The organism is Saccharicrinis aurantiacus (assembly GCF_947489045.1).
Taxonomy (GTDB): Bacteria; Bacteroidota; Bacteroidia; order Bacteroidales; family Marinilabiliaceae; genus Saccharicrinis; species Saccharicrinis aurantiacus.
The window spans coordinates 796,332-818,672 of the sequence record NZ_CANLCN010000001.1; the positions used below are offsets into that span (position 1 = coordinate 796,332).

Annotated in this window: 18 protein-coding genes; all 18 read left to right on the forward strand. The window is 36.3% G+C overall.

Translation table 11 applies throughout. The features are described from left to right. Positions 1 to 91 precede the first annotated feature (91 nt). The gene (locus tag QMO11_RS02905; RefSeq protein ID WP_282035953.1) at positions 92 to 1,123 is read left to right on the forward strand and encodes a T9SS type A sorting domain-containing protein; all 1,032 of its coding nucleotides are present in this window, start codon (positions 92 to 94) and stop codon (positions 1,121 to 1,123) included. Positions 1,124 to 1,188: 65 nt separating this feature from the next. Beyond that, on the forward strand, positions 1,189 to 3,735 hold the full coding sequence (locus QMO11_RS02910; RefSeq protein WP_282035954.1) for a leucine-rich repeat protein: 2,547 nt from the start codon (positions 1,189 to 1,191) through the stop codon (positions 3,733 to 3,735). Between the two features lie 85 nt (positions 3,736 to 3,820). Then, on the forward strand, positions 3,821 to 4,804 hold the full coding sequence (locus QMO11_RS02915; protein WP_282035955.1) for a T9SS type A sorting domain-containing protein: 984 nt from the start codon (positions 3,821 to 3,823) through the stop codon (positions 4,802 to 4,804). An 18-nt stretch (positions 4,805 to 4,822) separates the two neighbouring features. Beyond that, entirely contained in the window at positions 4,823 to 5,617 is a 795-nt protein-coding gene (locus tag QMO11_RS02920) for a DNRLRE domain-containing protein (RefSeq protein WP_282035956.1), read from the forward strand. Positions 5,618 to 5,903: 286 nt separating this feature from the next. Continuing rightward, complete coding sequence (locus QMO11_RS02925) at positions 5,904 to 6,599, forward strand: hypothetical protein (protein WP_282035957.1); 696 nt, start codon at positions 5,904 to 5,906, stop codon at positions 6,597 to 6,599. Positions 6,600 to 6,718: 119 nt separating this feature from the next. Continuing rightward, positions 6,719 to 8,737, forward strand: coding sequence for a TonB-dependent receptor (locus QMO11_RS02930; RefSeq protein WP_282035958.1), 2,019 nt, complete (start codon positions 6,719 to 6,721; stop codon positions 8,735 to 8,737). A 253-nt stretch (positions 8,738 to 8,990) separates the two neighbouring features. After that, positions 8,991 to 9,683 carry a hypothetical protein gene (locus QMO11_RS02935; RefSeq protein WP_282035959.1) on the forward strand — a complete coding sequence of 231 codons (693 nt, stop codon included), beginning with the start codon at positions 8,991 to 8,993 and terminating at the stop codon, positions 9,681 to 9,683. A 24-nt stretch (positions 9,684 to 9,707) separates the two neighbouring features. Further along, positions 9,708 to 11,960 (forward strand): TonB-dependent receptor, encoded by a 2,253-nt coding sequence (locus QMO11_RS02940; RefSeq protein ID WP_282035960.1) that lies wholly within the window; start codon positions 9,708 to 9,710, stop codon positions 11,958 to 11,960. A 4-nt stretch (positions 11,961 to 11,964) separates the two neighbouring features. Further along, positions 11,965 to 13,152: an ABC transporter substrate-binding protein gene (locus tag QMO11_RS02945; protein WP_282035961.1), complete on the forward strand. Its 1,188-nt coding sequence runs from the start codon at positions 11,965 to 11,967 to the stop codon at positions 13,150 to 13,152. 33 nt (positions 13,153 to 13,185) lie between these two features. After that, positions 13,186 to 14,181 carry an ABC transporter substrate-binding protein gene (locus QMO11_RS02950; protein WP_282035962.1) on the forward strand — a complete coding sequence of 332 codons (996 nt, stop codon included), beginning with the start codon at positions 13,186 to 13,188 and terminating at the stop codon, positions 14,179 to 14,181. Positions 14,182 to 14,392: 211 nt separating this feature from the next. Next, positions 14,393 to 15,004 carry a class I SAM-dependent methyltransferase gene (locus QMO11_RS02955; RefSeq protein ID WP_282035963.1) on the forward strand — a complete coding sequence of 204 codons (612 nt, stop codon included), beginning with the start codon at positions 14,393 to 14,395 and terminating at the stop codon, positions 15,002 to 15,004. A gap of 4 nt (positions 15,005 to 15,008) precedes the next feature. Then, entirely contained in the window at positions 15,009 to 15,812 is an 804-nt protein-coding gene (locus QMO11_RS02960) for a uroporphyrinogen-III C-methyltransferase (protein ID WP_282035964.1), read from the forward strand. Continuing rightward, positions 15,799 to 17,769: a TonB-dependent receptor plug domain-containing protein gene (locus tag QMO11_RS02965; RefSeq protein WP_282035965.1), complete on the forward strand. Its 1,971-nt coding sequence runs from the start codon at positions 15,799 to 15,801 to the stop codon at positions 17,767 to 17,769. Before QMO11_RS02960 ends, QMO11_RS02965 begins: the two co-directional genes overlap by 14 nt. A gap of 10 nt (positions 17,770 to 17,779) precedes the next feature. Beyond that, positions 17,780 to 18,199: a hypothetical protein gene (locus QMO11_RS02970; protein ID WP_282035966.1), complete on the forward strand. Its 420-nt coding sequence runs from the start codon at positions 17,780 to 17,782 to the stop codon at positions 18,197 to 18,199. Positions 18,200 to 18,222: 23 nt separating this feature from the next. After that, positions 18,223 to 19,275, forward strand: coding sequence for an ABC transporter substrate-binding protein (locus tag QMO11_RS02975; protein WP_282035967.1), 1,053 nt, complete (start codon positions 18,223 to 18,225; stop codon positions 19,273 to 19,275). Further along, positions 19,196 to 20,332, forward strand: coding sequence for an ABC transporter substrate-binding protein (locus QMO11_RS02980; RefSeq protein WP_282035968.1), 1,137 nt, complete (start codon positions 19,196 to 19,198; stop codon positions 20,330 to 20,332). Before QMO11_RS02975 ends, QMO11_RS02980 begins: the two co-directional genes overlap by 80 nt. A gap of 222 nt (positions 20,333 to 20,554) precedes the next feature. Beyond that, a complete protein-coding gene (locus QMO11_RS02985) occupies positions 20,555 to 21,568 on the forward strand; it encodes a FecCD family ABC transporter permease (RefSeq protein WP_282035969.1) in 1,014 nt (337 codons plus the stop codon). Further along, positions 21,565 to 22,341: an ABC transporter ATP-binding protein gene (locus tag QMO11_RS02990; RefSeq protein WP_282035970.1), complete on the forward strand. Its 777-nt coding sequence runs from the start codon at positions 21,565 to 21,567 to the stop codon at positions 22,339 to 22,341. Before QMO11_RS02985 ends, QMO11_RS02990 begins: the two co-directional genes overlap by 4 nt.

A 22,341-nucleotide genomic window follows, 5' to 3' on the forward strand; every position in this document is an offset into this window, starting at 1 on the left:
GCGGCACGTTATCTGTTGAAAGTATATCGCGGTTATCTTATTAAAGATATATAACGAACAAAACCAATTGTAAACAAAAACCGATAGATATATGAAAGTAAAACAATTACTCTTAACACTATTAACCATTGCTTCTATTACGCCACTTGCAGCGCAAGAAGGTACTGTAATAGATATTGATGGAAACGAGTATTCCACCAAAGTATTCGGATCAACAGAATGGATGACTGAAAACCTGAAGGTAACTAAATACAACGATGGCACGCCCATTGATGTTGCAGATGGTTTTTTCGATTTTAAGGATGATCCAACTTACACAGAAACATATGGAAAACTTTATTCGTGGGATGTTGCAGTAAGCGAAAAAAATGTGTGTCCAAGCGGATGGGAATTGCCATCGTTTTATGATTTTTTGGCTTTGGCCAAAGATATTATGGGCGAAGAATATGATAGTACCATTAATATGAATGGTACCGATATTGGAAGCATACTTGTAAACGGAGCAGGCTATGAATTAAAAAGCACAAGTTATTGGAAATCGGGTGAAGAAGGAACCAACTCGTCGGGGTTTAATGTGCTAGCTACAGGTTTTCGCAATAGGTATAATGGAACGCAATTTACCCTTATTGATTATCGTGAGTTAGACGAAACCGCACGTTTCTGGTGCACGGAGCGTATGCGACCTTCTCAGCCATGGACAAATGCACGTATGGCTATGGTTATTACAAATAGAGATTATCCTAGCGATAAGTCAGATAATGGCACAACACCCGGCATGGCTGTGCCCAATAGTGCCAATATGTGGATTGCTGGCTGCCACCATACCGAAGGGCAATCAATTAGATGTAAGCGAAAGCAAGTTTCAACTAATATACCTGATCAAATAAAGCTAAGGCATAGAGCATATCCCAATCCAGCAAGTTCGTTTTTTATATTAGAAACTAACCTAAAGGTTAATGGTTCCTTATCTATTTATAACTCCATGGGTACACCGGTTAAGTTTCTTCAACTCAATCAAAACAGTCAGCACATTGATGTTTCTAACCTTATACCAGGGATATATATATGCGAAATATCTCAAGAATCACAGCGTGTTAGCTCATTCAAACTTATCGTAAAATAACATCAAAAAAATTTAGCTAGCGTTATCTCATATGAGATAATAAGACATCCTTTAAAAACCATTTTATGAAACTATTAAAACCAAGTACCAAACTAAAAGCCACCAGTTTATTGTTATTAGTACTATTTATTAACCTATTTAATGTTGAAGCAGGGCATGCCTTGCTATCCTATCAAGATACTGGGAATGGTGCTGTGCTGCACGAAGAGAATACTACTACCTACCATACCTTAACTAAAGATGAAATTAGTATAACATCGCTAGGTGTAATTCACAATTGTACTTACGATTTCGAAAATAAAAATATTATTATCCCCAACAGTATTGATGGGACTACAGTTAAATATATAGAAGAGAAAACCTTTTACAATAAAAAAATAGAAGCGATAATTTTGCCCGAAAGCCTAATTGCGATAAAAACTTATGCTTTTGCTTATAATAAAATTACAAGCCTAGAAATACCAGATGAGCTTGTTGGTATTGGAGCTTCGGCATTTTATAACAACAGTATTGCCAGCGTAAAGCTAGGGGCTGGTATAACAGATATTGGCTTAAATGCCTTTTACAAGAATAAATTAACTACGGTTTCTATTCCTGATAAAGTAACAAAAATTGGTAACTCAGCCTTTAGGGAGAATAGTTTAGAAACCATTAGTATACCAAAGAATGTTGAAGAAATAGGATACTATGCATTTGCGAATAATCAAATTACCTCAATAAGTTTTAGTGCAGATGGGGCTTTAAAAAGCATCGCTGTTGAAGCATTTAGTGTAAATAAACTTCAATCACTTACTATTCCAAGTTATATTATAAGCATTGAAAAAGGTGCTTTTAAAACAAACGCAATAGAAACATTACTATTTGAAGAGAATGCTCTAATTGAGAAAATAGGCGAGGAGGCCTTTAGTAACAATAAAATTTCGCAAGTGGATTTTACCAATTGCAGTACCTTAAAAGAGTTTGATTCTTATTCGTTTTCAGGAAACAATTTACAAGATCTAACATTTCCTTTATCCACAAAGGTAATCGGAGCGTATTCATTCAGCTCAAATCAACTAGCGTCGCTCGTTTTTTCAGAAGGTATTGATTCTATTGGTGTTGCAGCTTTCAATAATAATAATATTACATTGGTTAATGGTGAAGCATCAAATGGTCTAATTTTTAAACGTACCAAAGATTATCAGTGGGATAATAGTACTGTAGTTTCGTACGGAGGAAGTTCGAAGCTTATTAATTTTTTACCCGCTCAGGTAAAAACAATTGCACAAGAAGCCTTTGCATCTTTAAAAATAACTGAGTTAAGCTTGCCTTCTGCCGTAGAAGTAATTGAAAGTAAAGCCTTTTATGAAAATGACATTGCCGTGTTGCAGTTACCTAGTAAGCTAAATTTTATAGGTAATTGGGCTTTTAGAAATAACCAACTCAGTACAGTAACTATTCCTAAAAGTGTTACCACCATTGGTGATTATACTTTTGCTTTTAATAATATAGAAGCGCTTAATTTTGAAGATTACAGTTTATTAGATAGAATTGGGTCGTATACTTTTTACTCTAATGATATATCTGAAGTTACCCTACCAAGTAGGCTCACATATATTGGTAGAAAAGCTTTTTATTCAAATGAATTAAGTGAGATTGTTTTTCCTGCAGATAGGGTTATTCCGGTTTGCTATTGGAAAGGTGGCTCAAGTACATTTGAAATAGGAGAATCAACTACTGATCTTAGTAACTACTATAATGCATACTTATATCCATCGGGAGTGTTAGAAACAAAACCACAACTATATCCTGCAGGTTTTGGGGTTAACTTTGTTAAGGAGGAGATTGTGTCGCTTGATGAAAATCCTGATTTTAAATGGGATTTAAAAATGAAAGCTTGGCGTATCATGGATCCCGAAACAATGAGTTACGGAGGAAGACCCGTTGTGTTTCTTTACGGCGATGAATCAACAAACCCAAATACAATGGGGCTTAATGTGAGCGAATCTTCGGGTGTTGAATTGGCATATTTAGGCTTTGATAACTTTAAATACGTTACGGCTGATATGCAAAAGCAGTTGAAGCCAGATGGTGTTTTTCCTATTAATCCTGATGATGAAGCGCTATATCCATGGGCTAATGGTTTTATAACCATGAGCGAGAGTTTGCTATTTGATGCTTATGATACTCAAGTAATCGGAGGCCGTGGTGTAAGGTTGCCCGAAAGTGAAGCTCCTGTTTATCTGATAAAAACTACAGAAGGAAAGTTTGTAAAATGGCAGCATATAGAACGTCAGGGTGGCGGTCATGTGCCCATTAGATGGTACGTGTTTTCCGATGATGAAGTAGAACCGTACGATGGCGCTCCAACAGGCTTTGATGATAAGAAAGATGAGGCAGAGAACCTTCGTATATATCCAAACCCAGCTCAAAATAGCATTAATATCAATGTACCTTATAGCAACGAATATATCATACGAATTTTAAGTATGAGCGGTCAATGTTTACAATCATATCAAATGGCTGCCGATAAATCTATCAAACTTGATGTTTCGAGCCTAAAGCAAGGAAGTTACATGGTGAGTTTGCAAAGCAGTAACGGTATATCGTCTCAGATATTTATAAAAAAGTAGAAGCCTAATAATTTGTTTTAAATATACCTGGTAGTGTTTTTTTTAATGCTGCTAGGTGTATTAATAACTCCTAAAAACCTATAAAATGAAAAGTTTAAACCTTGTTTTATTATTATTTGTTTTGTCAATTCGTGTATTGGCCAATGAACCCGATTCTTTGGTATTTAAAGTAGTGCAAGACAATACAATTATTCAATTAGCAAATGAAGAATCTTCTTCACTCAGTAATAGTTTAGGACATATTTTTACAGGGCGAACGCGTCAGGATCCTGGCGATTTAGCAACCATAAGTATAAGGCGAGGCCTTGTTCAGTTTGATATTGAATCCTTACCAACAGAAGTGCCAAATTATGTTATTGATAGTGTAAAAGTACGTTTGTATTTCGATAGAACTTCCGGTGATCCTGCAAATATAACTTTACATCGCGTGTTAAACGGATGGACCGAGGGAGCATCTTATTTTTATGGCGGTATTGGCGCTCCTTCGCAAGATGGTGATGTAAGTTGGTACTATCGCTCTTATAGTAACAGTAAATGGGATAATCCGGGTGGAGATTTTGAGTCTAAAGTAAGTGCAACAGCTGAAGTAGGAACCAGTGATGATTACGGATTTATTTATTGGGAGGATGATGCACTTATTGATGATGTTAGCTATTGGTTAGCTAATCCTAGCAAAAATTTCGGATGGTTGCTAAAGGGTAACGAAATTCAATCGGGAGGAGGCACTGCCAAAAGGTTTTATTCAAAAGATTTAAATGATGATAATTCTGATAATGTACCTACATTAATTGTTTATTATTCAACTTCCGTAAGTACTTTAAATCCGAGTAAAACAAGCTCTGAGTTTAAAATTTACCCTAATCCGGTAATTGATCATTTGTGCGTAGCATCTGGTATCGAAGATCAATCGGTGATCAATATCTTTAACATAAATGGTCAGCTTGTTTATACTAACACTGTAAGCGACAAATTGGCTAACATCGATGTGTCTTTTTTAGCATCGGGTACATATATTCTTCAAATGTTGTATCAAAATCAGGTAAAAACACAACGTTTTATTAAACAATAACCCTAAAAAATATTAGTTATGAAACTTATAAAAGCAGTTTTTTTTGCAGTACTATTATTAGTTAGTTGTAGCAAAGAAGAAACATTATTACCAAAAAATGATGCGCCAGAGAATAATGAGCCTGAAACCTCAACAGTAAGAGATGCTGATTCAATAAGCCTTCAGGTTACCATAGATAATACCATAATTCAAATACCCGATGAATCATCACCATCGCTTAGCAATAGTTTAGGGCATATCTTTGCAGGCAGAACAAGGCAAGATTCTGATGGTGCCATTAGGAGTATCCGACGAGCTTTGCTGCAATTTGACTTAAGCACTACTTCTTTGCTCGAAACCAATAGTGTAATTGATTCTGTAATATTATGCTTGTATTTCGATAGAACTTCAGGTGCTAGTAGTAGCATCAATTTACATCAAGTCCTCAGTAAATGGACAGAAGGAAAGTCCTTCTTTTTGGGAGGGCAAGGTGCACCATCTGATACAAGTGATGTAAGTTGGTACTATAGCTCATACTATAATACCAAATGGAATAAACCGGGTGGCGATTATGTACTAGAGCCTAGTGCCACAACTGAAGTAGGTACCGATAAGGAATATGGTTTTAAATACTGGACTAGCAAAAAAATGACTCAGAATGTTAGGTATTGGCTTAATCATCCGAATGAGAATTATGGTTGGATGTTAATTGGCGATGAGGAAAAGGCCGGAGGAGGAACCACCAAACGTTTTTACTCTAAAGATTATTTTGGTAACGATAGTACTAATATACCCACTCTAAAGATTTATTTTTCAATAGAGAAAGAAGAATAAACCAAACCCGGGTTGAAATTAGATATGACCAGTTTCTGGTTAACTATATCAACTATGTTTTCAATTGTATTCACTCCACTGGGCTTACCCAATCAAGCAATAGCTTTAAAAAGCAAGTAGTAATAATCTAATACCTATTGCGAGTTTAACACCCTACTAAGCAAGCACACCCAGTGGGGTTGAATACAATCGAATTAGTTCTGTAATCTAAATCAGTGCTTTTACAATGAGGTATTACTTACAAAAGTATCTCCAACTAATTTTTAAACCACGTAAACAAATTATTATGAAAAGTTTAACGCATAAAGTTTTAATACTTTCCTTTTTAGCAAGCCTTATAATTAGTTGTGCTAAAAATAATGATATTGATTTTGGATTTGACGCCGATCAGACACCATCTACAGGTACATTAGAGACTAAACCTCAAAATTACCCCGAGGGGTTTGGTGTTAACTTTGTTTCTGAAGAAATCAAGTCAATTGACGAATTTCCTGATTTTAAGTGGGATTTGCGTATGAAAGCATGGCGTATAATGGACCCAGAAACAGGAAGTTATGGCGGACGACCAATTGTAATCTTATATGGCGATGAATCAACAGATCCAAATACAAAAGCATTGAATGTGACTGAATCTGACGATATGGGATTAGGACGCGAAGCGTTTAATAGTTTCAATTTTGTAACTAAGAAAATGATAGAAGGGTTAAGGCCCGATGGAGTCTTTCCCATTGATCCGGATGATGAGATAAAGTATCCTTGGAAAGATGGTTTCATACAAATAAGCGAACAATTACTTATGGATGCATACGATACGCAAGTAATTGGTGGTAGAGGCGTACGTTTAGAGGAGGTAGAGGCGCCTGTGTACTTGATTGAAACAACCGAAGGAAAACTATTAAAGTGGCAACATATAGAGCGCCAAGGAGGCGGTCATGTGCCTATCAGATGGTATATTTTTAAAGATAATGAAATAGAAAAATAGTGCTGCAAATAAAATATTACAAAAGCTGAGAACACTTTAGTCTGTCAGTTAATACAGAAGTTTATCATCAAAAGCATTTGAATGTTCTGATGGTATACCACCCCTATAACTTATATATTATGCGAGTATGTTTATTAATTGCTATAATTATTGGTCTTAAATCAATAGGTGTCGCTCAGTCAAAATCAGATTCGATAACCGATGTACAAATAAAAGAAGTTGAGGTAAGCTGTAAATACCAAAAGCCCTTAACAAACCTCAATGCAGTTAGTCTTAAGCAAGAGGATATAAAAGCTATAAATACAGAGAATTTTGTAAATATAGTCGATCGGCTTCCTGGTATAACAAAAATTCATGAGGCTACATTTCCGGTTGTAATCAGAGGGATGTATGGTAGTAGAATTTATATTGAGAAAAATGGTATTGTAAAAAGAGGGACAGGTCGCAATGGTTATACTCTTGAGGATATTGACCCCAATAATGTTTCCGATATTCAACTATTGCATGGTGCTCGTAGTATCGCCTTTGGTAGCGGAAGTATTGGAGGTGTATTACTTATTAATGAGAAAACAAGTTATTCTAAAAAAGGATTACATGCAAAAGTAGGATTATCGTATGCCAATAATAATCAAGAGAAAGCAAGTAATCTGCGTCTGCAACACCAGAGCGATCAGGGGGTAGTAAGTTTTGGTGCACGTGTTGTAAGGTCCGATAATTTTAGGTATCCAAACAACGTAGAGGCCTTAAATTCAGCATATCAATACAATAATCTTAATTGTAAAATTAGCCGTTGTTTCGAGGAAAAAAAGATATTCATTAATTGGAATAATAACTTTTACAATGGAGAGCGACAGAAACCCCTCGGTTTCCAGAATAACCCTTACGATTATCGAACATTTTACGATAGGTATAATTTTGAATCGGTTTTAAATATCGATAAAACAACAAGAAATAATAATCGTTTTAGCACTAATATTTGGTTTAATACGCTTAATACCGATCAGGAGCAAGATCAGGTAAATGCAGGAACAAAAAAAGTTGCTCTAACAGAAACGCGTTATCAATTTAAAAACTCAGGAGGACTAAAACTAAAGTTGCTAAACCAATATAACAAAGTGTGGTGTGCTGAATATGGTATTGATGGAAATATAGAAATATTAAGTCAGGATTTACAAATTAGAGATATAGCACACAGTACTCATAATTATTATAAAGATACATTGCGCCAAGACCGAAAAATTGGAGGAGCTTATACCGTTATTACCTATAAAAAGCAGAAACACCAATTGGGGTTTAGTCTTAGGGGAGACATAGGTAAACTTTTAAAAGATCAGATGCATACGGGTACTTATGCGAATATAAGTGGTGGGGCTGATTGGACTGTTGATGTGAATAAATATTGGCAAAACACATTAAGTTTAAGCAGGCATTTTCGTTTTCCCGACCCAATGGAAGCAGCAGGAGTTCATTACGGAGGCAGAGGTGTTTTTGTAGGTAACCCAGATATTCAGCCTGAGCTTTGTTATAATTTTGAATGGAATTTAAAGCTTAAGTTTAACCATGGAAATGTCGTTGTTAATCCTTGGTTTTCTTACTTTGTGAATCGTATTAACGAAGTGGCTATAAAGCAAAATAAATTTACATTTGAGAATATCGAAAAGTCACGAGTTTTAGGCGTTGATGCTAGTCTTAACCTTTATACTGGTAAAGTATCCGAAGCAGGTCAATGGAATAGCGCGTCATCATTTACCATTGCTGCTGGCGACGATATTAGTGGTACAAATATTCTAGGAGAAGGAACTCCTTTAGAGGGTATTAGTCCTGGTCGGGTAAGGAGTAAGCTCGAATATCGGAAAAATATACATAATAAATTAGCCAATATATATACCGAGTATACCTATGTGCTTCCATACAATAGATTGCCTCCTTACGCCGTAAAAAAAACATGGGGACAAAACGAACGGGATGCATATGCTTTGCTTGATGCAGGGGTAAGTTATAATTTCGGATTATTAAAATCGAATGTTTGTGTGGTGTTTACGGTAAATAATATTCTTGATACAGAATATCAGGCCTTCGGGAGTTATTTGTATGGAGTTGGCCGCAATTATAAAGTTCATTTGGCATTTACAATATAATAACTGTGGGCGCTAAAAGGTCATTATTCCTACAAAAATGTAGTATTTCCATCTCACCGCTACATTAATGTTTCGTTATTAAATATAGTTAAGATTCATGCTAGTTTCATTATTGGCTGATAAATAATGGTTTGAGTATTCTGTTAAACTAGAGTATATATTGTGGCACGTTATCTGAGAAAAGAATATCGGCGTGGTACTTCTAAAAGTACATCGTCAGTATCACTTAAAAGTATAACCTAAAAATAGACAAATGAAACAGTATTTAAGTTTAGCGGTAGTATTAGTTGGATTATTCACATCATGTCAGAAAGACGACGAACCCCAAATTATTAATCAAGGCGATTATCCCCTTAAGGAATATTATTTAGAGCGCGACCCTAAAGTAAACATATGGGGCGCAGGTATGGATTTTGTGCACAGCGAATGTAAAAAACAAGAAACAGATTTAGATTATAAATATTTAGATGCCTCCGATGATTTTGAGTACGACATTAAGTTTTATACCGTAAAAAGTTATTACTATACAGATAACAACGAATTAAAAAACGAAGGTTGCCCAGTTATGCTGTTGTCTCCTACAACAATGGCCTGTAAGTTGGGTGAAGGCCTCGATTTTTTCACATCACTTACCTCTATTACAGAGGAAATGATTGCTCAACTCACTACAGAACCTACTATTAATTATGATGAATATAAGGATGAAGAAACAGGTTTTTATGAGCGAGAGTCGCTATTTGAGGCTGTAGATAAATGTATTATCGGTCGTAAGTTTCGCAGCGGTGTGTTAGAAGTGCCAGAAGGAAAATCGGAAGAAGAAGTACAGGCTGTTTATTTAGTTAAAACAGCAGAAGGTGCTTACGTTAAGTTTATGGTAAAGCAGTTTAAACCAGCTCAACCTAACCAAAAACAAACCCTAGTTCAGTGGCAAGTAATTAGCGAATAATATAAAACACCCACAAACTAAATAATGAAACATACCTTGCTCGCATACAGCTTATTTTTAATGTTACCATTAATGGGGCAAAATGCCATTTTGGGTACCGTTACCGATGAGAATGGAATTCCGGTTCCGTATGCAGCCGTATGTTCAAAAGCAGGTAAAGGTGTTATGTGCGATCCACAAGGACATTTTCAGTTACCTTATACTGAGGGTATGCCAGATTATATATTGGTGAGCGCTTTGGGATTTAAGTCAGATACGCTTTTAATTGCAGCCAACAATGCCAATTATTGTTTAGCAAAAGCCAATTATTCAATAGGAGAAATAAATGTACTGCAGCAACATTCAATTCAAAGCAAAAGTACGGTCTCAGCCATTACTGTAAATCAAAAACAAATACAAACAACTCGCCCTCGCAATGTGGCAGAGGCATTACAAGAGGAAGTGGGTTTTACCAATAAACAAGCCTATCAATCGCCACTTACTTTGCGCGGTATGTCGGGCAAACGCCTTTTGGTTTTGCGTAACGGAACACGTCGTTTTAGTAGCTATCCGTCGGGATTTATGTCGCACACCATTAATGTGTACGATTTAGAAAAAATTGAAGTCGAAAAAGGAGCTGCCTCCGTTCAATACGGATCGGGTGCTATGGCAGGCATCATAAATTTAATAGATAAATCGCCATTTAAGCAAGAGGGCTTTAATGCGCGCTTAACAGCAGGATACGGTTCTGTTAATAGTGAAAGTAACCTGTTGGCTTGTGCCGGATGGAGTGATGGTAAATTTGCTATCAAGTCGGGTATTCGCTATCGCGATGCCGATAATTTTAGATACCCAGATGGTTCTATTGCCGAAAATAGTTTTTATACAGATAAGGATCTGTTTTTAACCAGTGGCTATCAATTTTCAGAACAACAGCGTTTGGTGTTTAATGTAGATGCACATAAAGGCGGACCATGGGGAAAGCCTGTTGGTTTTAATGGTAGCAACTATATGCGTGTGCAAACACACCACGAGAACTCAAATAATTATTCCTTAAAATATCAAATAGATTCCGAAGGTTTATTTAAAAATACCGAGATAAATGCATACTACTCGCACGAAAGTAGGGAGTTGGTAAAAAAGTTTTATACCGCGGCGGGGTATATGCTTTCGTATACCGAAACAACGCATTTTTCTGATAATTATTGGGGCGCCAGTATGCAATCTAAACTTCAAATTAGCGATGTTTATTCGGCTATTGTTGGTGCAGAAACCTATTGGTTTACTATTTCTACCCCTGTTGATGCGGTCGATTATATCGAGGAAATTAATTTTGCCAATCGGGTGAGCCATAATGCATGGTCTCAAACATCGGGAGTTTATATCGAGAATCGATTTCAATTGGCCAAAAAGTTGACGGCCATTGCGGGTATTAGATATAACAATGCCATTATAAACGAAGGTACTGCATATGCCAGCGAAGAGGAACCTCCCAAGGAGCAAAATAAAAGTGCCATTAGTGGTAATGTGGCTGTTTTGCATCATTTTGGAACAAGTTATAAATCTACCATAAAAATTAATTTGGCACGCTCTTTTCGTATGCCCGAAACAACCGAGTTATTTGCTGATAATTTTACTTCGAACGGAATTGTTTATGCCAACCCAAATTTGTTGCCTGAGTATTCCAATAGCTTTGATGTGTGTTATCGCTTAAGCACCAAAAGCATTTCCATAGAGGCAAGTCCGTTTTTATTGCTCATGAGCAATATGATAACAAAAGAAGAAATTGGCGGATTGCCAGGGACTAACTTTACGTATGTAAATATTGGCAAAACCCGGATGTTTGGTGGAGAATTAAATGTGAGATATAGACAAAACAATGTGTTTACTAAAACCGATAATTTTTCGGCTCAAGTTGGTATAGCTTATTTAAATGGCACTAATGTAACTGATGCTAAAAACTACTTTAGCGAGGGCGTCCCCTTAGACTATGTGCCTCCATTTAACTTGAAGGCTAATATTTCTTACAGTTTGCATATTAGTCAGCACATAAAGGCAAACTGCGCATTGCGGAGTACCTATTATTCTGAGCAAACTCGTTTAGGTGAAGATCCGTACGCCACACCTGCCTATTACGTATTAGGTGGTAACTTGGGTGTAAGTTTTCTTAAAATAAAAGCAAAGCCCAATGTTAATATTGCCATTAATAATTTGGCTAATGCCGAGTACTATTGCTATCAATCTTACCTCCCGGCCGAAGGGAGAGATGTACGCGTTTTTTTAACCTTTAATCTTTAATATTATGATAGATATGCATACAAATATTGAAGCCCTGATATTGCAAACGCCAGAATGCGAGGAGTTTCTTTATCCATTTATGAAAGGGATTACAAGTAGTAGCACTTTGTTGAGTATTTCAAAAGAGCACAATGTATCTGTCGAAGCCCTACAATATGGATTATCTAGGACCATAAAGCGAGCGGAGCAAAATCCATTGGATTATGAACAGATGCGAAACCGTCTGATTAAGCCAGGACATTTAAATGTGGCAGGGTTTGTTAATTTTTTGTGGCAAAATGAGTTTATCAATGCCCTTGAAACCAAAGCTGCCGCATTAGGGATAAACTTGAACTTAAATATCTTCCCCAAACATTCTAAAAAAACATTTCAGAATTATTTGGCTGTTTGCGATTCTCCCAACGACTTGCCAGAACTGTTAATTGGAAAAGGATTTAGTTCTCTTATGTCGCAACGTTTTGTCGATAAATTTGTAAAATCAGGTAACTATGCCCATCCTTCTGTTAGTTCGCAAATGGGCAATGCTTTTGAGCGTGCTAATTTTAGAGATGTACAACAAAATTATCATCCCTTTGGTGTTGAAGAAATGGTTATGATACGGGATAAAACCATTCCCTTTGACAAAGCCATGCCTCAAAAATGGCTTGATTTATTACAGCCACAATATACAAATGCCATAATGCAAATGGGAAAAAGTAAGCGCGATCATTTTGGGTTTAATATGATGCTTTATCTGCATACAAAAGTGGGGGAGCAAGGTATAAGACAGTATGCCAATAATGTTAAAAACAAACAGCATTTTTCGTATATCATAAAAAATATGGCACGCAATAATCACGATTCTGCACTCATTAGCATAGTTCATCAGTTTACTGAAAACTTTATACGTAGCGATGCAAAGCAAAAAACAGAATTGCTTATTACCGAAGATGGAAATCCGAGTGTATGTCATTTTTATTTGATGAAAAACAATGCGAGCCATCAAGCTATTCAAATGGCTCAATACTTTTATTCTTCTGATATAAAGGCAATACTAGAGAAATGCGGAACAGCTCATATTACTTCTGATAAACCCATGTCAGGAAGCTCAAAAACGCAATGGGTTGGATGGGATACCATAAAAAATAGTTCGCTTCCTTTTCTTAAAGAAGAATTAAGCGAAGTGGCTTTTCAGCATTTCGCATGTCATTAAAAAATAACTCCTGATAACTAAAAAAATAGCACCATGAAAAAAGTTGTGATAATTGCCTTGCTCATAAGTTTTAGCCTTTATTTATCGGCCAAAACCATTACAGATATGGCCGGTCGTAAAGTAACAGTGCCCAACGATATTAGCAAAATAGTACCACACGATGCAAAAACCTCAATTCTATTATTTTCGGTAGCAGCCGATAAAATGCTTGCCAAGGCTATGATACCCGGCAGTAAGCACTATCAGTTAATTGATGCTGCATACAATCAGTTGCCCGAGGTGGATATAAAAAATATTGAAGAGTTAATGGCTGTAAAGCCACAACTTATTATAGCAGCATCCTACATTGCCAAGGTAAATACTGATAAGTTCGAAAAACTTCAGAAACGATCTAAAATTCCTGTTGTGATTGTTGATTTAAGTTTGGATAAATTAGATGAGACCTATTTGTTTTTGGGTGATTTATTAAATGCTAAAGAAGCTTGTACATTAAGAGCAAATTATATAAAAGAGGTTTATAAAAAGACCAATGATTTTCTTAATAACGAGGATGTTAAAACGCCATCGGTGTATTATACCATTGGTGGAAGCGGTTTAATGACGGATCCATCGGGCTCAAAACATACCGAGGTTATCGATTTTATGAAACTTAATAATGTTGCTAAAGTGCCCATTCCAACTGGCGGACACGCAAAAGTAAACATGGAGCAAGTTTTTATTTGGAATCCAGAACTTATTTTTTGTGCCGGATTTAAAGGGGATAAAAATGCCTATACTTCGATAACTACAGACGATAAATGGAAAAATATTGAAGCTGTTAAAAACAAGCAAGTTTATAAAGTACCATCACGTCCATTTGGTTGGTTCGATCATCCACCTACAGTTAACCGCATTGCAGGAATTATATGGCTTGGTCATTTGTTCTACGGTCAATCAGCAGCAGAAACTAAAAGCCAAATTACAGAATTCTATAAGTTGTTTTATGCTTATAATCTAAGTGACTCAGAGTATTCAAGTTTGTTTGAATAATACGTATGATGAAAAGGATTGGCTTTTAACTAAACAGATGCAGCCTTTGTGCTGCTATTTGTTACAATCACAAAAAAGTAGTCGCTAAGATTCAACTTTAAACAACTTCAATTAGCACAACAGTATTTTATGATTTATTAAACGAGGATAATTCTCTTGTAATGGGAGAGCTATATCTATCGATATCACAAAATAACATAACGATAATAGTATGGATGGACAAAAATTTCATAAGAAAATGGCTACCGGATATTTTAAATCTATTTATCCTGTAATAGCCAATAATATTATAAAGAAAAGCAGGAAGTCGCAGGGACTCTGCGTCGATGTTGGTGGGGGGACAGCGGTTCTGGGTGTTGAAATCGCGCGCATTTCTCAATTCAATATTATAAATGTTGATAAGGATGCACGCAGCATACAGCTAGCCGAGGAATACATTAAGAGCCAGGAAATGGAGAAGCGTATTATCCCTCTGAATTGTAGTGCCGAAGATTTACAGCTAGCATCTGAAAGTGCCGATTTAGTGGTAAGTAGGGGTTCCGTATTCTTTTGGGAAGATAAAGTAAAGGGCATGAGAGAAATATACCGTGTATTAAAACCGGGAGGTTTTGCTTATGTGGGCGGCGGAATGGGTAACTATAAATTAAGCCAGCAGATACTTACAGGATTAGCCACGGATAAAACATGGATCGAAGAAACAAATTGGCGGTACCGACAAAATCTGCCCATCCATTTAAAGTTAATGATGAGAGAAACAAACATACCTAATTGGTCAATTGAATCGAGCCAAGAAGGTACTTGGATATTAATCAATAAAAAATAAAACAATGAACGAGTTTAAACAAATTGCCATAGTAGGCAGCGGACCAGGACACCCAGATTTTTTAACAAAAAGAGCTATGGATTATATCAATCAAGCCGATATTTTACTTTACGATTGTCTTGTTGATCCACTCATTTTAACCGCAGTGCCTGCACATATTAAGCAGGAGCGTGTTGAGAAAAAATACAAAATAGGCAATGGGATTGATATTTTTGATCAGGATATTTTAAGCCGAATGATGGAATGTGCCGATGCAGGTCTGCAGGTAGTTCGCATAAAACCTGGTGATTCTATGAATTTTAATTCTGGGGGTATGGAAAATAACTACCTTACTCGCAAAGGGTATCAGGTAGAGATGGTTGCAGGAGTTTCGGCGCATGTTGCTGCTTCAAATTTACATGGATTAAACCTCACCGAGATAGGACAAAGTAACGCATCTGCAACTTGCATAATCGATGATATTAGGGAGCAAGAAAAGCAATTGGCCGATTTAGCCCACCTTATGAAATATAGCAGCATGCCGGTCTGTTTTTATCCAATGAATGTAGCCGCAGTTAAAGGCCTTGTTGCCACCATGCAAAACAACGAAATATGTAATAAAATGCCAGTAGCTATTTGTTGCGATGTTTCATTGACATCATCAAAACTAATTGAAACTAAGTTGGGTGATTGTGCTGATTTGCTTGATATATTGGCTAATGATGATCAGTTACCCGACCACTTTATCATCATCATGGGCAAGCACATTTTCAACAACTATGTAGATTTTAAAACCACAACTAAAGAAAATACACATGCACTATTATAAAATATACCTACTCTTATTTGTAAGTTTTATTGCAAATATATGCCATGCAAAGGGCGAACCCGCTGATACTACTATGATGAAATTTGATTTAGGCGAAGTGGTCATATCATCACAATGTTTGCCAAAAATTAAGAAGGTGGATGCCGCTGTTATTGAGCGTAACGAAAAACAGAATGTTTCTGATGCATTAAATATGGTGCCTGGTGTAATTGGGGTTGCCGGAGCAAAGGAGCATATGGTTTATGTGCGCGGATTTAATCAACGTCAGATACCAATTTATTTAGATGGTGTTCCAATTTCATTGCCGTATGATGGCTTTTTAGATTTGGATATGCTTTTGTCAACAAATATTTCCGAGATATCCGTAGTTTCAGGTACCGAGTCTATTTTGTATGGTCCCAATGCCTTGGGAGGGGCAATAAATATTGTATCGTCAAAACCGCAAAATGGATTTAGTGGCTTGGCCAAATTAGGAACTATTACCAACGGAAAACATAATAGTAAAGCTACCTTATCCTATGCAAACAATAAGTTTTATACAACAGCTACACTTGCCATACTCGATCGAAACGACTATCGCTTATCTTCGGATTACGAACCTAGTTCAGACCTACAGGGTAAAGGTGACTTACACAATTCATACAAGAAAAATACGCAGTTTAATATGAAAGTGGCTTATCTGCCAAACGCAAATAACGAGTATGCACTTTCTTATGTAATTAATACTGGCGAGAAAGGAATTCCACCTTATCTAGGCGAATATGGTTCGCCACGATTTTGGCAATTTCCCGATTATACCACACAAAGTTTATATATGATAGCCAAAAATAAACTGGGAACTAATTTATCATTAAAGTCTCGCTTGTATTATACAAAATTCGACGATTGCTTGGATAGTTTTGATGACGATACGTACCAAACACAGTTTGCACGCTATACGTTTACGAGTTATTACGATGATTATTCAATAGGTGGTATAAGTACACTTAGTTATATCAAAGGTCAGAATAGTTTAAATTTTGACGTGCAGTATAAATACGATAATCATAGCGAATTTAATGAGGGTGATGATCCAACTTATATAACAGATCAGAGCTTATCGTTAAGTTTAGCCGACTGCTATTATTGGGACAAGTTTTCAATACATGGTGGATTAAGTACTCAATTTCAGGATGGACTTAAAGCCGAATATTTAAATGGTGAAGGCGGAATAAACGAGCATCCAACCCATAGTGTTTTAGTGTATAACGGCGAAATTAACATGAAGTATATGTTTTCGTCTAATAACGAAATAAGTGGTGGCATTTCCTATAAAACCCGCTTCCCAACTATGAAGGATAGGTATTCTTTGCGGATGGGGAAAAGTATTGCGAACCCAGAATTGTTAGAGGAAAATGCCCTAAACTATAACCTTAATTATTCTTTCTTACTGCAAAATAAGTTTCAGTGTACTGCCGGTTTATTTTATAGCGATTTAAAAGATGCGATAACTCCAGTATATGGTATTTTAGAAGAGGATACTCAAATATTTCAATATCAGAATGCTGCTAAAGCCGAGTATTTAGGCGGAGATATTGCCTTGTCGTATCCTATCTTTAAAAAGCTTATGGCACAGGCTAATTACTCATACGTTAAGCGAAATAATATTTCGGAGCCCGATGTTAAGTTTGTGGATGTACCAGAGCATAGCGGAATGATTTCGTTAATCTATCAAATAAAACAAAGCTCATATGTTAATCTTAATTTCGAAAGTTATTCTGATAGATATGCCTTTAGTAATGGCGTAAAAGTTGGCGGGTATTCTCTTTTAAATGCTAAAGCAGCATATGCCTTTTTTAAAAATACATTAGTTGTTGAGGCAGGTGTTAATAATATTTTTGATAAGAACTATGAGGTTACTGAAGGGTATCCAATGATGGGGCGTAATGCATTCGCGTCGCTTATCTATAAATTATAAACCCAATGCTATGGAAACAGAGGAACTTACTTTTATTAAAAGATGCGAAATTGAACCAGACCTCTTTTTACTGTTTAAAGATATAAATGGTGAGTTTAGGGTGGTTGAAGAAGGTAACTATAAGTCATTTAATTTAAAGCAAGGTGAAATAGTAAATGGCTTGGTACGCTCAAGAGGGTGCGCAGGGCAAGAAATAACAGAGCTGTTTCACCCATATTATAAAACAGGGGAGGTATATACATTTAGTGTATTACGGCAGAGTAGTATAAGATTAAATGAGCAGGCCATTCATATTTTAGTAATTCAGAATAATAGTGGAGATGAGTTTAAATTGAAACTAGAAGAGGATTATGTTTTCGGTAAAGGAAGCCAAGTACAATGTAAGTTAGTTGAACAAAGAAAAGGACGACTCATATTCAACTTGGTATAGCAACAATTTAAATATTAATATAAATGAAATACCAAACCTTAATAATGCTTGTTATAGGCATTGCATTCTGTTCGTGCAACTTAAAAACGTCCAGCGAAAAAAAACATACGCATGAAATAACAGATATGATTGGCCGAAAAGTAAAGGTACCTGAACACATTTCGCGGGTATTTTGCTCTGATATGGCTACTACTATTTTTGCCTATAGTTTACTGCCCGAGAAGCTTGTTGGCATTAATAATAAACTACCTCAAAAGGCACAAGATTATCTTACGCCTCAATTCTGCAGTTTACCTGCTTTAGGAAGTATATTTTTAGCCAACTCAAGTATTAATCTTGAAGAGCTCATGCAATTGCAAATAGAAATATTACTATGTCCGATATTTCCATTTACAAAGCAGACTGATATTGATAAGTATGAACAAATTGGGCAAAAGTTAGGAGCTGCTGTTGTGTGTATTAATCTCGATTTACGGGAGTTAAACAGCACCTATTATTTTATGGGAAAGCTATTGCAGTGCGAAACAAAAGCCAGTAAATTTGCTAGTTATTGCGAACAAACTATTGCTTTAGCCGATTCAATATCAAGTACAATAACGAACCCTTTATCTGTTTATATTGCTGAGGGTGAAAATGGTTTGAGAACCATCCCTCATAATTCAACCCATTCCGAAATTTTTAAGCTCGTAGGCCTTAATAACTGTGCCAAACTTGGCGAAAAGTATGGTTATTCGGATATGAGTATTAACGCAGAACAGCTCTTAATTTGGGATCCTGATTATATCATCAAAAGTAATCGGTCGCATCATACCAAACTTGTTGATATGCAAAAGAGTGCTGTTTGGAAGCCCTTATCAGCCATTAAAAACAAAAAGGTTCTAACGGCGCCTTGCCAACCATTCAATTGGGTTGGACGCCCACCTAGCATTAATCGCTTAATAGGTGTAAAGTGGCTTATGTATAAGTTTCATAGTGAAAAAATAAATATCTCAATAAATGAAGAAATTAAACAATTCTATAAACTGTTTTATCACGTTCAGGTTGATGATGCTACTATTGATTCGTGGATGCACTAGATTTGGTATTATTGGTATTGTGCTGTTACTATTGAGTGCTTGTATCAATAGTAAAATGCGTAACGAGCAAACTAATACCCGTAGTTATACGGATATGTCACAAAGAACTATTATAGTTCCATCTGAGATTAACCGTATTGTTTCCAATAATTCACCCGGATCAATTTTACTGTATACACTTGCCGATAGTTTAATGGTGGCACGAAACAATACTCCATCCTACTCCGAAAAACAGTGCTGCACATCGCAATATTGTAATTTGCCTGTAATTGGAGGGTGGTTTGGAAGTAACGGAACTAGAAATACCGAAGAGTTAATTAGGCTAAAGCCCGATGTGATTATTTCTGCAGGTAACACCAATAAAACATCACAAAAGATTTCGGATAAGGAACAAGTACAGTTTAATATACCGATAGTTCAGGTAAGTACTAACTTGTTGAGTTTATGTGATACCTACAAAAAATTAGGTAGTTTATTGCACAGGGAAGAAAAAGCAGAACAACTGATCGGTTTTATTAATAGATACATTCCTGATATTATTGAGCAATCGTCAAAAATACCAATGAGTGAACGTAAACGTGTTTATTTTGCCATTGGAGAGAATGGTTTACAGTCATCTCCGCAGGGGAGTTTACATAGTCAGGTTATATCCTTAGCAGGAGGTGTAAATGTGGTAGATATTGATAAAGCATTGGGGCATGTAAATGTTTCTTTAGAGCAATTAATTAAGTGGAATCCGCAGGTGATATTAAGCTATACGCCAAGTTACAATAAAACGGATACTATTCAGCAAAAGCTAATAAATGATAAGCGTTGGAGCAGTATAAATGCCATTAAGAATCAGCAAGTGTACACAGTTCCTCATATTCCTTATTGTTGGTTAGATATGCCACCAAGTGTGAATCAGGTAATTGGTTTAATATGGCTTTCAAATTTATTATATCCCGATATTTTCTCATATGATGTTGAAGCAATTGCTGCTGAATTTTACGACATCTTTTATCATTATAAACCAGAGGGGAATGCCAACTATTTTCCCATACAGAGTAGCACATAATTGTTATTATAATCCTAAAAATCCTACATATATGTAAGAGTTGTTGCTGCTGCATATTTTGTAATCATCGTGTAAATAGCCCATTACTAAACAAATATGTTTGTGGCATTTTTTGCTAATCGCAAGCGGCACATTATCTGTAAAAAGAATAACGATAAGTTCAGGTTCCAAAAATATTGAATAGTGTATGCTATCTATTTGGGTCTATTAAGTCAATACAATATGAATAAGAAAAACACCCCTTTATTATTTCTACTCCTCACAGTACTTAGCCTGACTACTATTTTAGTATCGTTACTATTAGGGCGTTTTAGTATAGCCTTAAGCGATATTAGTCAACTTATCAATCCATTTAGCACAAAACTTGCCAACTCACAGGTAGAAACCATCATATTCAATATCAGATTACCTCGTATTTTAGCCGCATTTTTGGTGGGAGGAACCCTATCGATAACCGGAGCTAGTTACCAAGGTATGTTCCGAAACCCTATGGTTTCGCCATCCATTTTAGGTGTGTCGGCAGGTGCCGGATTTGGTGCTGCCTTAGCCATATTATTAGGCTTAAGTGCGTTTATGCTTCAGTTGTCCTCATTTTTGTTTGGGGTAGGTGCCGTTGTTGCGGTTTATCTTATCAGTATATCAACGGGCAAAAAGCACGATAAATGTTTAACACTTATATTGGCTGGGATGATTGTGGCTACTGTGTTTTCAGCGCTTATTTCAGTACTGAAGTTTGTTGCCGATCCCGATGACACTTTACCCTCAATTGTTTATTGGCTCATGGGTAGTTTATCAGATATTGAGTTGATTGATTTGCGTTATATCTCAATCATATCGTTGGCAGGCTTGCTTTTTTTAAGTATTTCAGGATGGAAACTCGATATGCTTTCTTTTGGCGACGATGAGGCCAAATCAATGGGACTAAATGTAGATCGTTTAAGATTTGCCGTTATTGCCATTGCTACATTAATGACTGCCTGTGCTGTGAGTATAAGCGGTATTATTGGATGGATAGGATTGCTTGTTCCGCATATAACTCGCATGTTAATTGGCTCAAAAAATGCTGTGTTATTGCCTGCATCTTTTTTAATTGGCGGTACTTTTTTGCTTTTGGTCGACGATTTTAGTCGCACCATTTCATCCATGGAAATACCATTAGGTATAACCACATCTTTAATAGGAGCACCCTTTTTTATTTTCATATTAATGCGAACCTCTAAAAAGAATAAATCATGATTACACTCAATAATATAAGCTGTGGTTACGGAAAAAAAACGATTCTTTCTGATATTAATCTAACCATTAAAAAGGCAGAAATAACGTGTTTAATAGGTAAAAATGGAGTAGGTAAAACTACACTTTTTAAAACCATTTTAGGTTTGTTGCCTGCTCTTGAGGGATGTGTAAATTATAGTGATAAAGATATAGCATCTTTATCGTGCCGCGAATTGGCTAAAGAAATTAGTTATGTGCCACAAGCGCATGGAACACCGTTTTCTTTTTCAGTGCTCGAAGTGGTTTTGATGGGGCAATTTGTCCATTCTACAAAGTTATTTGGTATGCCCTCAAAGCAGAGTATTGAGGTGGCAACTGATTGCATCAATGCCTTGGGTATTGGAAAACTTATGCATAAAAAGTTCTCAAAAATTAGTGGTGGCGAAAAGCAAATGGTGCTTATAGCTAGGGCAATGGCGCAACAGCCACGTTTCATTGCTATGGATGAACCAACCTCCAACCTCGATTTGGGAAATCAGTATAAAGTTTTAAAAGTTGCTACTGTTTTAAAGGAACGTGGCTACGGAGTAATAATGAACACCCATTCGCCAGAACAAGCGTTGCAATTTGCCGATAAGGTAATTATGCTTAAAAAAGGTGGCTTGGATCGCATCGGCGTTCCATCAGCAGTTATTCAATCCGATACTGTTTCGGAATTATACAACACGCCTCTTGAGTTGGTTGAAGCTTATACGTCAAAGGGCGAAATAAGAAAGTTATTAGTAACCGTTTAA

What these genes read in the sequence shown, in the direction of transcription:
- QMO11_RS02905 (WP_282035953.1), top strand. Translation starts at nt 92, where the DNA reads ATGAAAGTAAAACAATTACTCTTAACACTATTAACCATTGCTTCTATT.
- QMO11_RS02910 (WP_282035954.1), top strand. Translation starts at nt 1,189, where the DNA reads ATGAAACTATTAAAACCAAGTACCAAACTAAAAGCCACCAGTTTATTG.
- QMO11_RS02915 (WP_282035955.1), top strand. Translation starts at nt 3,821, where the DNA reads ATGAAAAGTTTAAACCTTGTTTTATTATTATTTGTTTTGTCAATTCGT.
- QMO11_RS02920 (WP_282035956.1), top strand. Translation starts at nt 4,823, where the DNA reads ATGAAACTTATAAAAGCAGTTTTTTTTGCAGTACTATTATTAGTTAGT.
- QMO11_RS02925 (WP_282035957.1), top strand. Translation starts at nt 5,904, where the DNA reads ATGAAAAGTTTAACGCATAAAGTTTTAATACTTTCCTTTTTAGCAAGC.
- QMO11_RS02930 (WP_282035958.1), top strand. Translation starts at nt 6,719, where the DNA reads ATGCGAGTATGTTTATTAATTGCTATAATTATTGGTCTTAAATCAATA.
- QMO11_RS02935 (WP_282035959.1), top strand. Translation starts at nt 8,991, where the DNA reads ATGAAACAGTATTTAAGTTTAGCGGTAGTATTAGTTGGATTATTCACA.
- QMO11_RS02940 (WP_282035960.1), top strand. Translation starts at nt 9,708, where the DNA reads ATGAAACATACCTTGCTCGCATACAGCTTATTTTTAATGTTACCATTA.
- QMO11_RS02945 (WP_282035961.1), top strand. Translation starts at nt 11,965, where the DNA reads ATGATAGATATGCATACAAATATTGAAGCCCTGATATTGCAAACGCCA.
- QMO11_RS02950 (WP_282035962.1), top strand. Translation starts at nt 13,186, where the DNA reads ATGAAAAAAGTTGTGATAATTGCCTTGCTCATAAGTTTTAGCCTTTAT.
- QMO11_RS02955 (WP_282035963.1), top strand. Translation starts at nt 14,393, where the DNA reads ATGGATGGACAAAAATTTCATAAGAAAATGGCTACCGGATATTTTAAA.
- QMO11_RS02960 (WP_282035964.1), top strand. Translation starts at nt 15,009, where the DNA reads ATGAACGAGTTTAAACAAATTGCCATAGTAGGCAGCGGACCAGGACAC.
- QMO11_RS02965 (WP_282035965.1), top strand. Translation starts at nt 15,799, where the DNA reads ATGCACTATTATAAAATATACCTACTCTTATTTGTAAGTTTTATTGCA.
- QMO11_RS02970 (WP_282035966.1), top strand. Translation starts at nt 17,780, where the DNA reads ATGGAAACAGAGGAACTTACTTTTATTAAAAGATGCGAAATTGAACCA.
- QMO11_RS02975 (WP_282035967.1), top strand. Translation starts at nt 18,223, where the DNA reads ATGAAATACCAAACCTTAATAATGCTTGTTATAGGCATTGCATTCTGT.
- QMO11_RS02980 (WP_282035968.1), top strand. Translation starts at nt 19,196, where the DNA reads ATGAAGAAATTAAACAATTCTATAAACTGTTTTATCACGTTCAGGTTG.
- QMO11_RS02985 (WP_282035969.1), top strand. Translation starts at nt 20,555, where the DNA reads ATGAATAAGAAAAACACCCCTTTATTATTTCTACTCCTCACAGTACTT.
- QMO11_RS02990 (WP_282035970.1), top strand. Translation starts at nt 21,565, where the DNA reads ATGATTACACTCAATAATATAAGCTGTGGTTACGGAAAAAAAACGATT.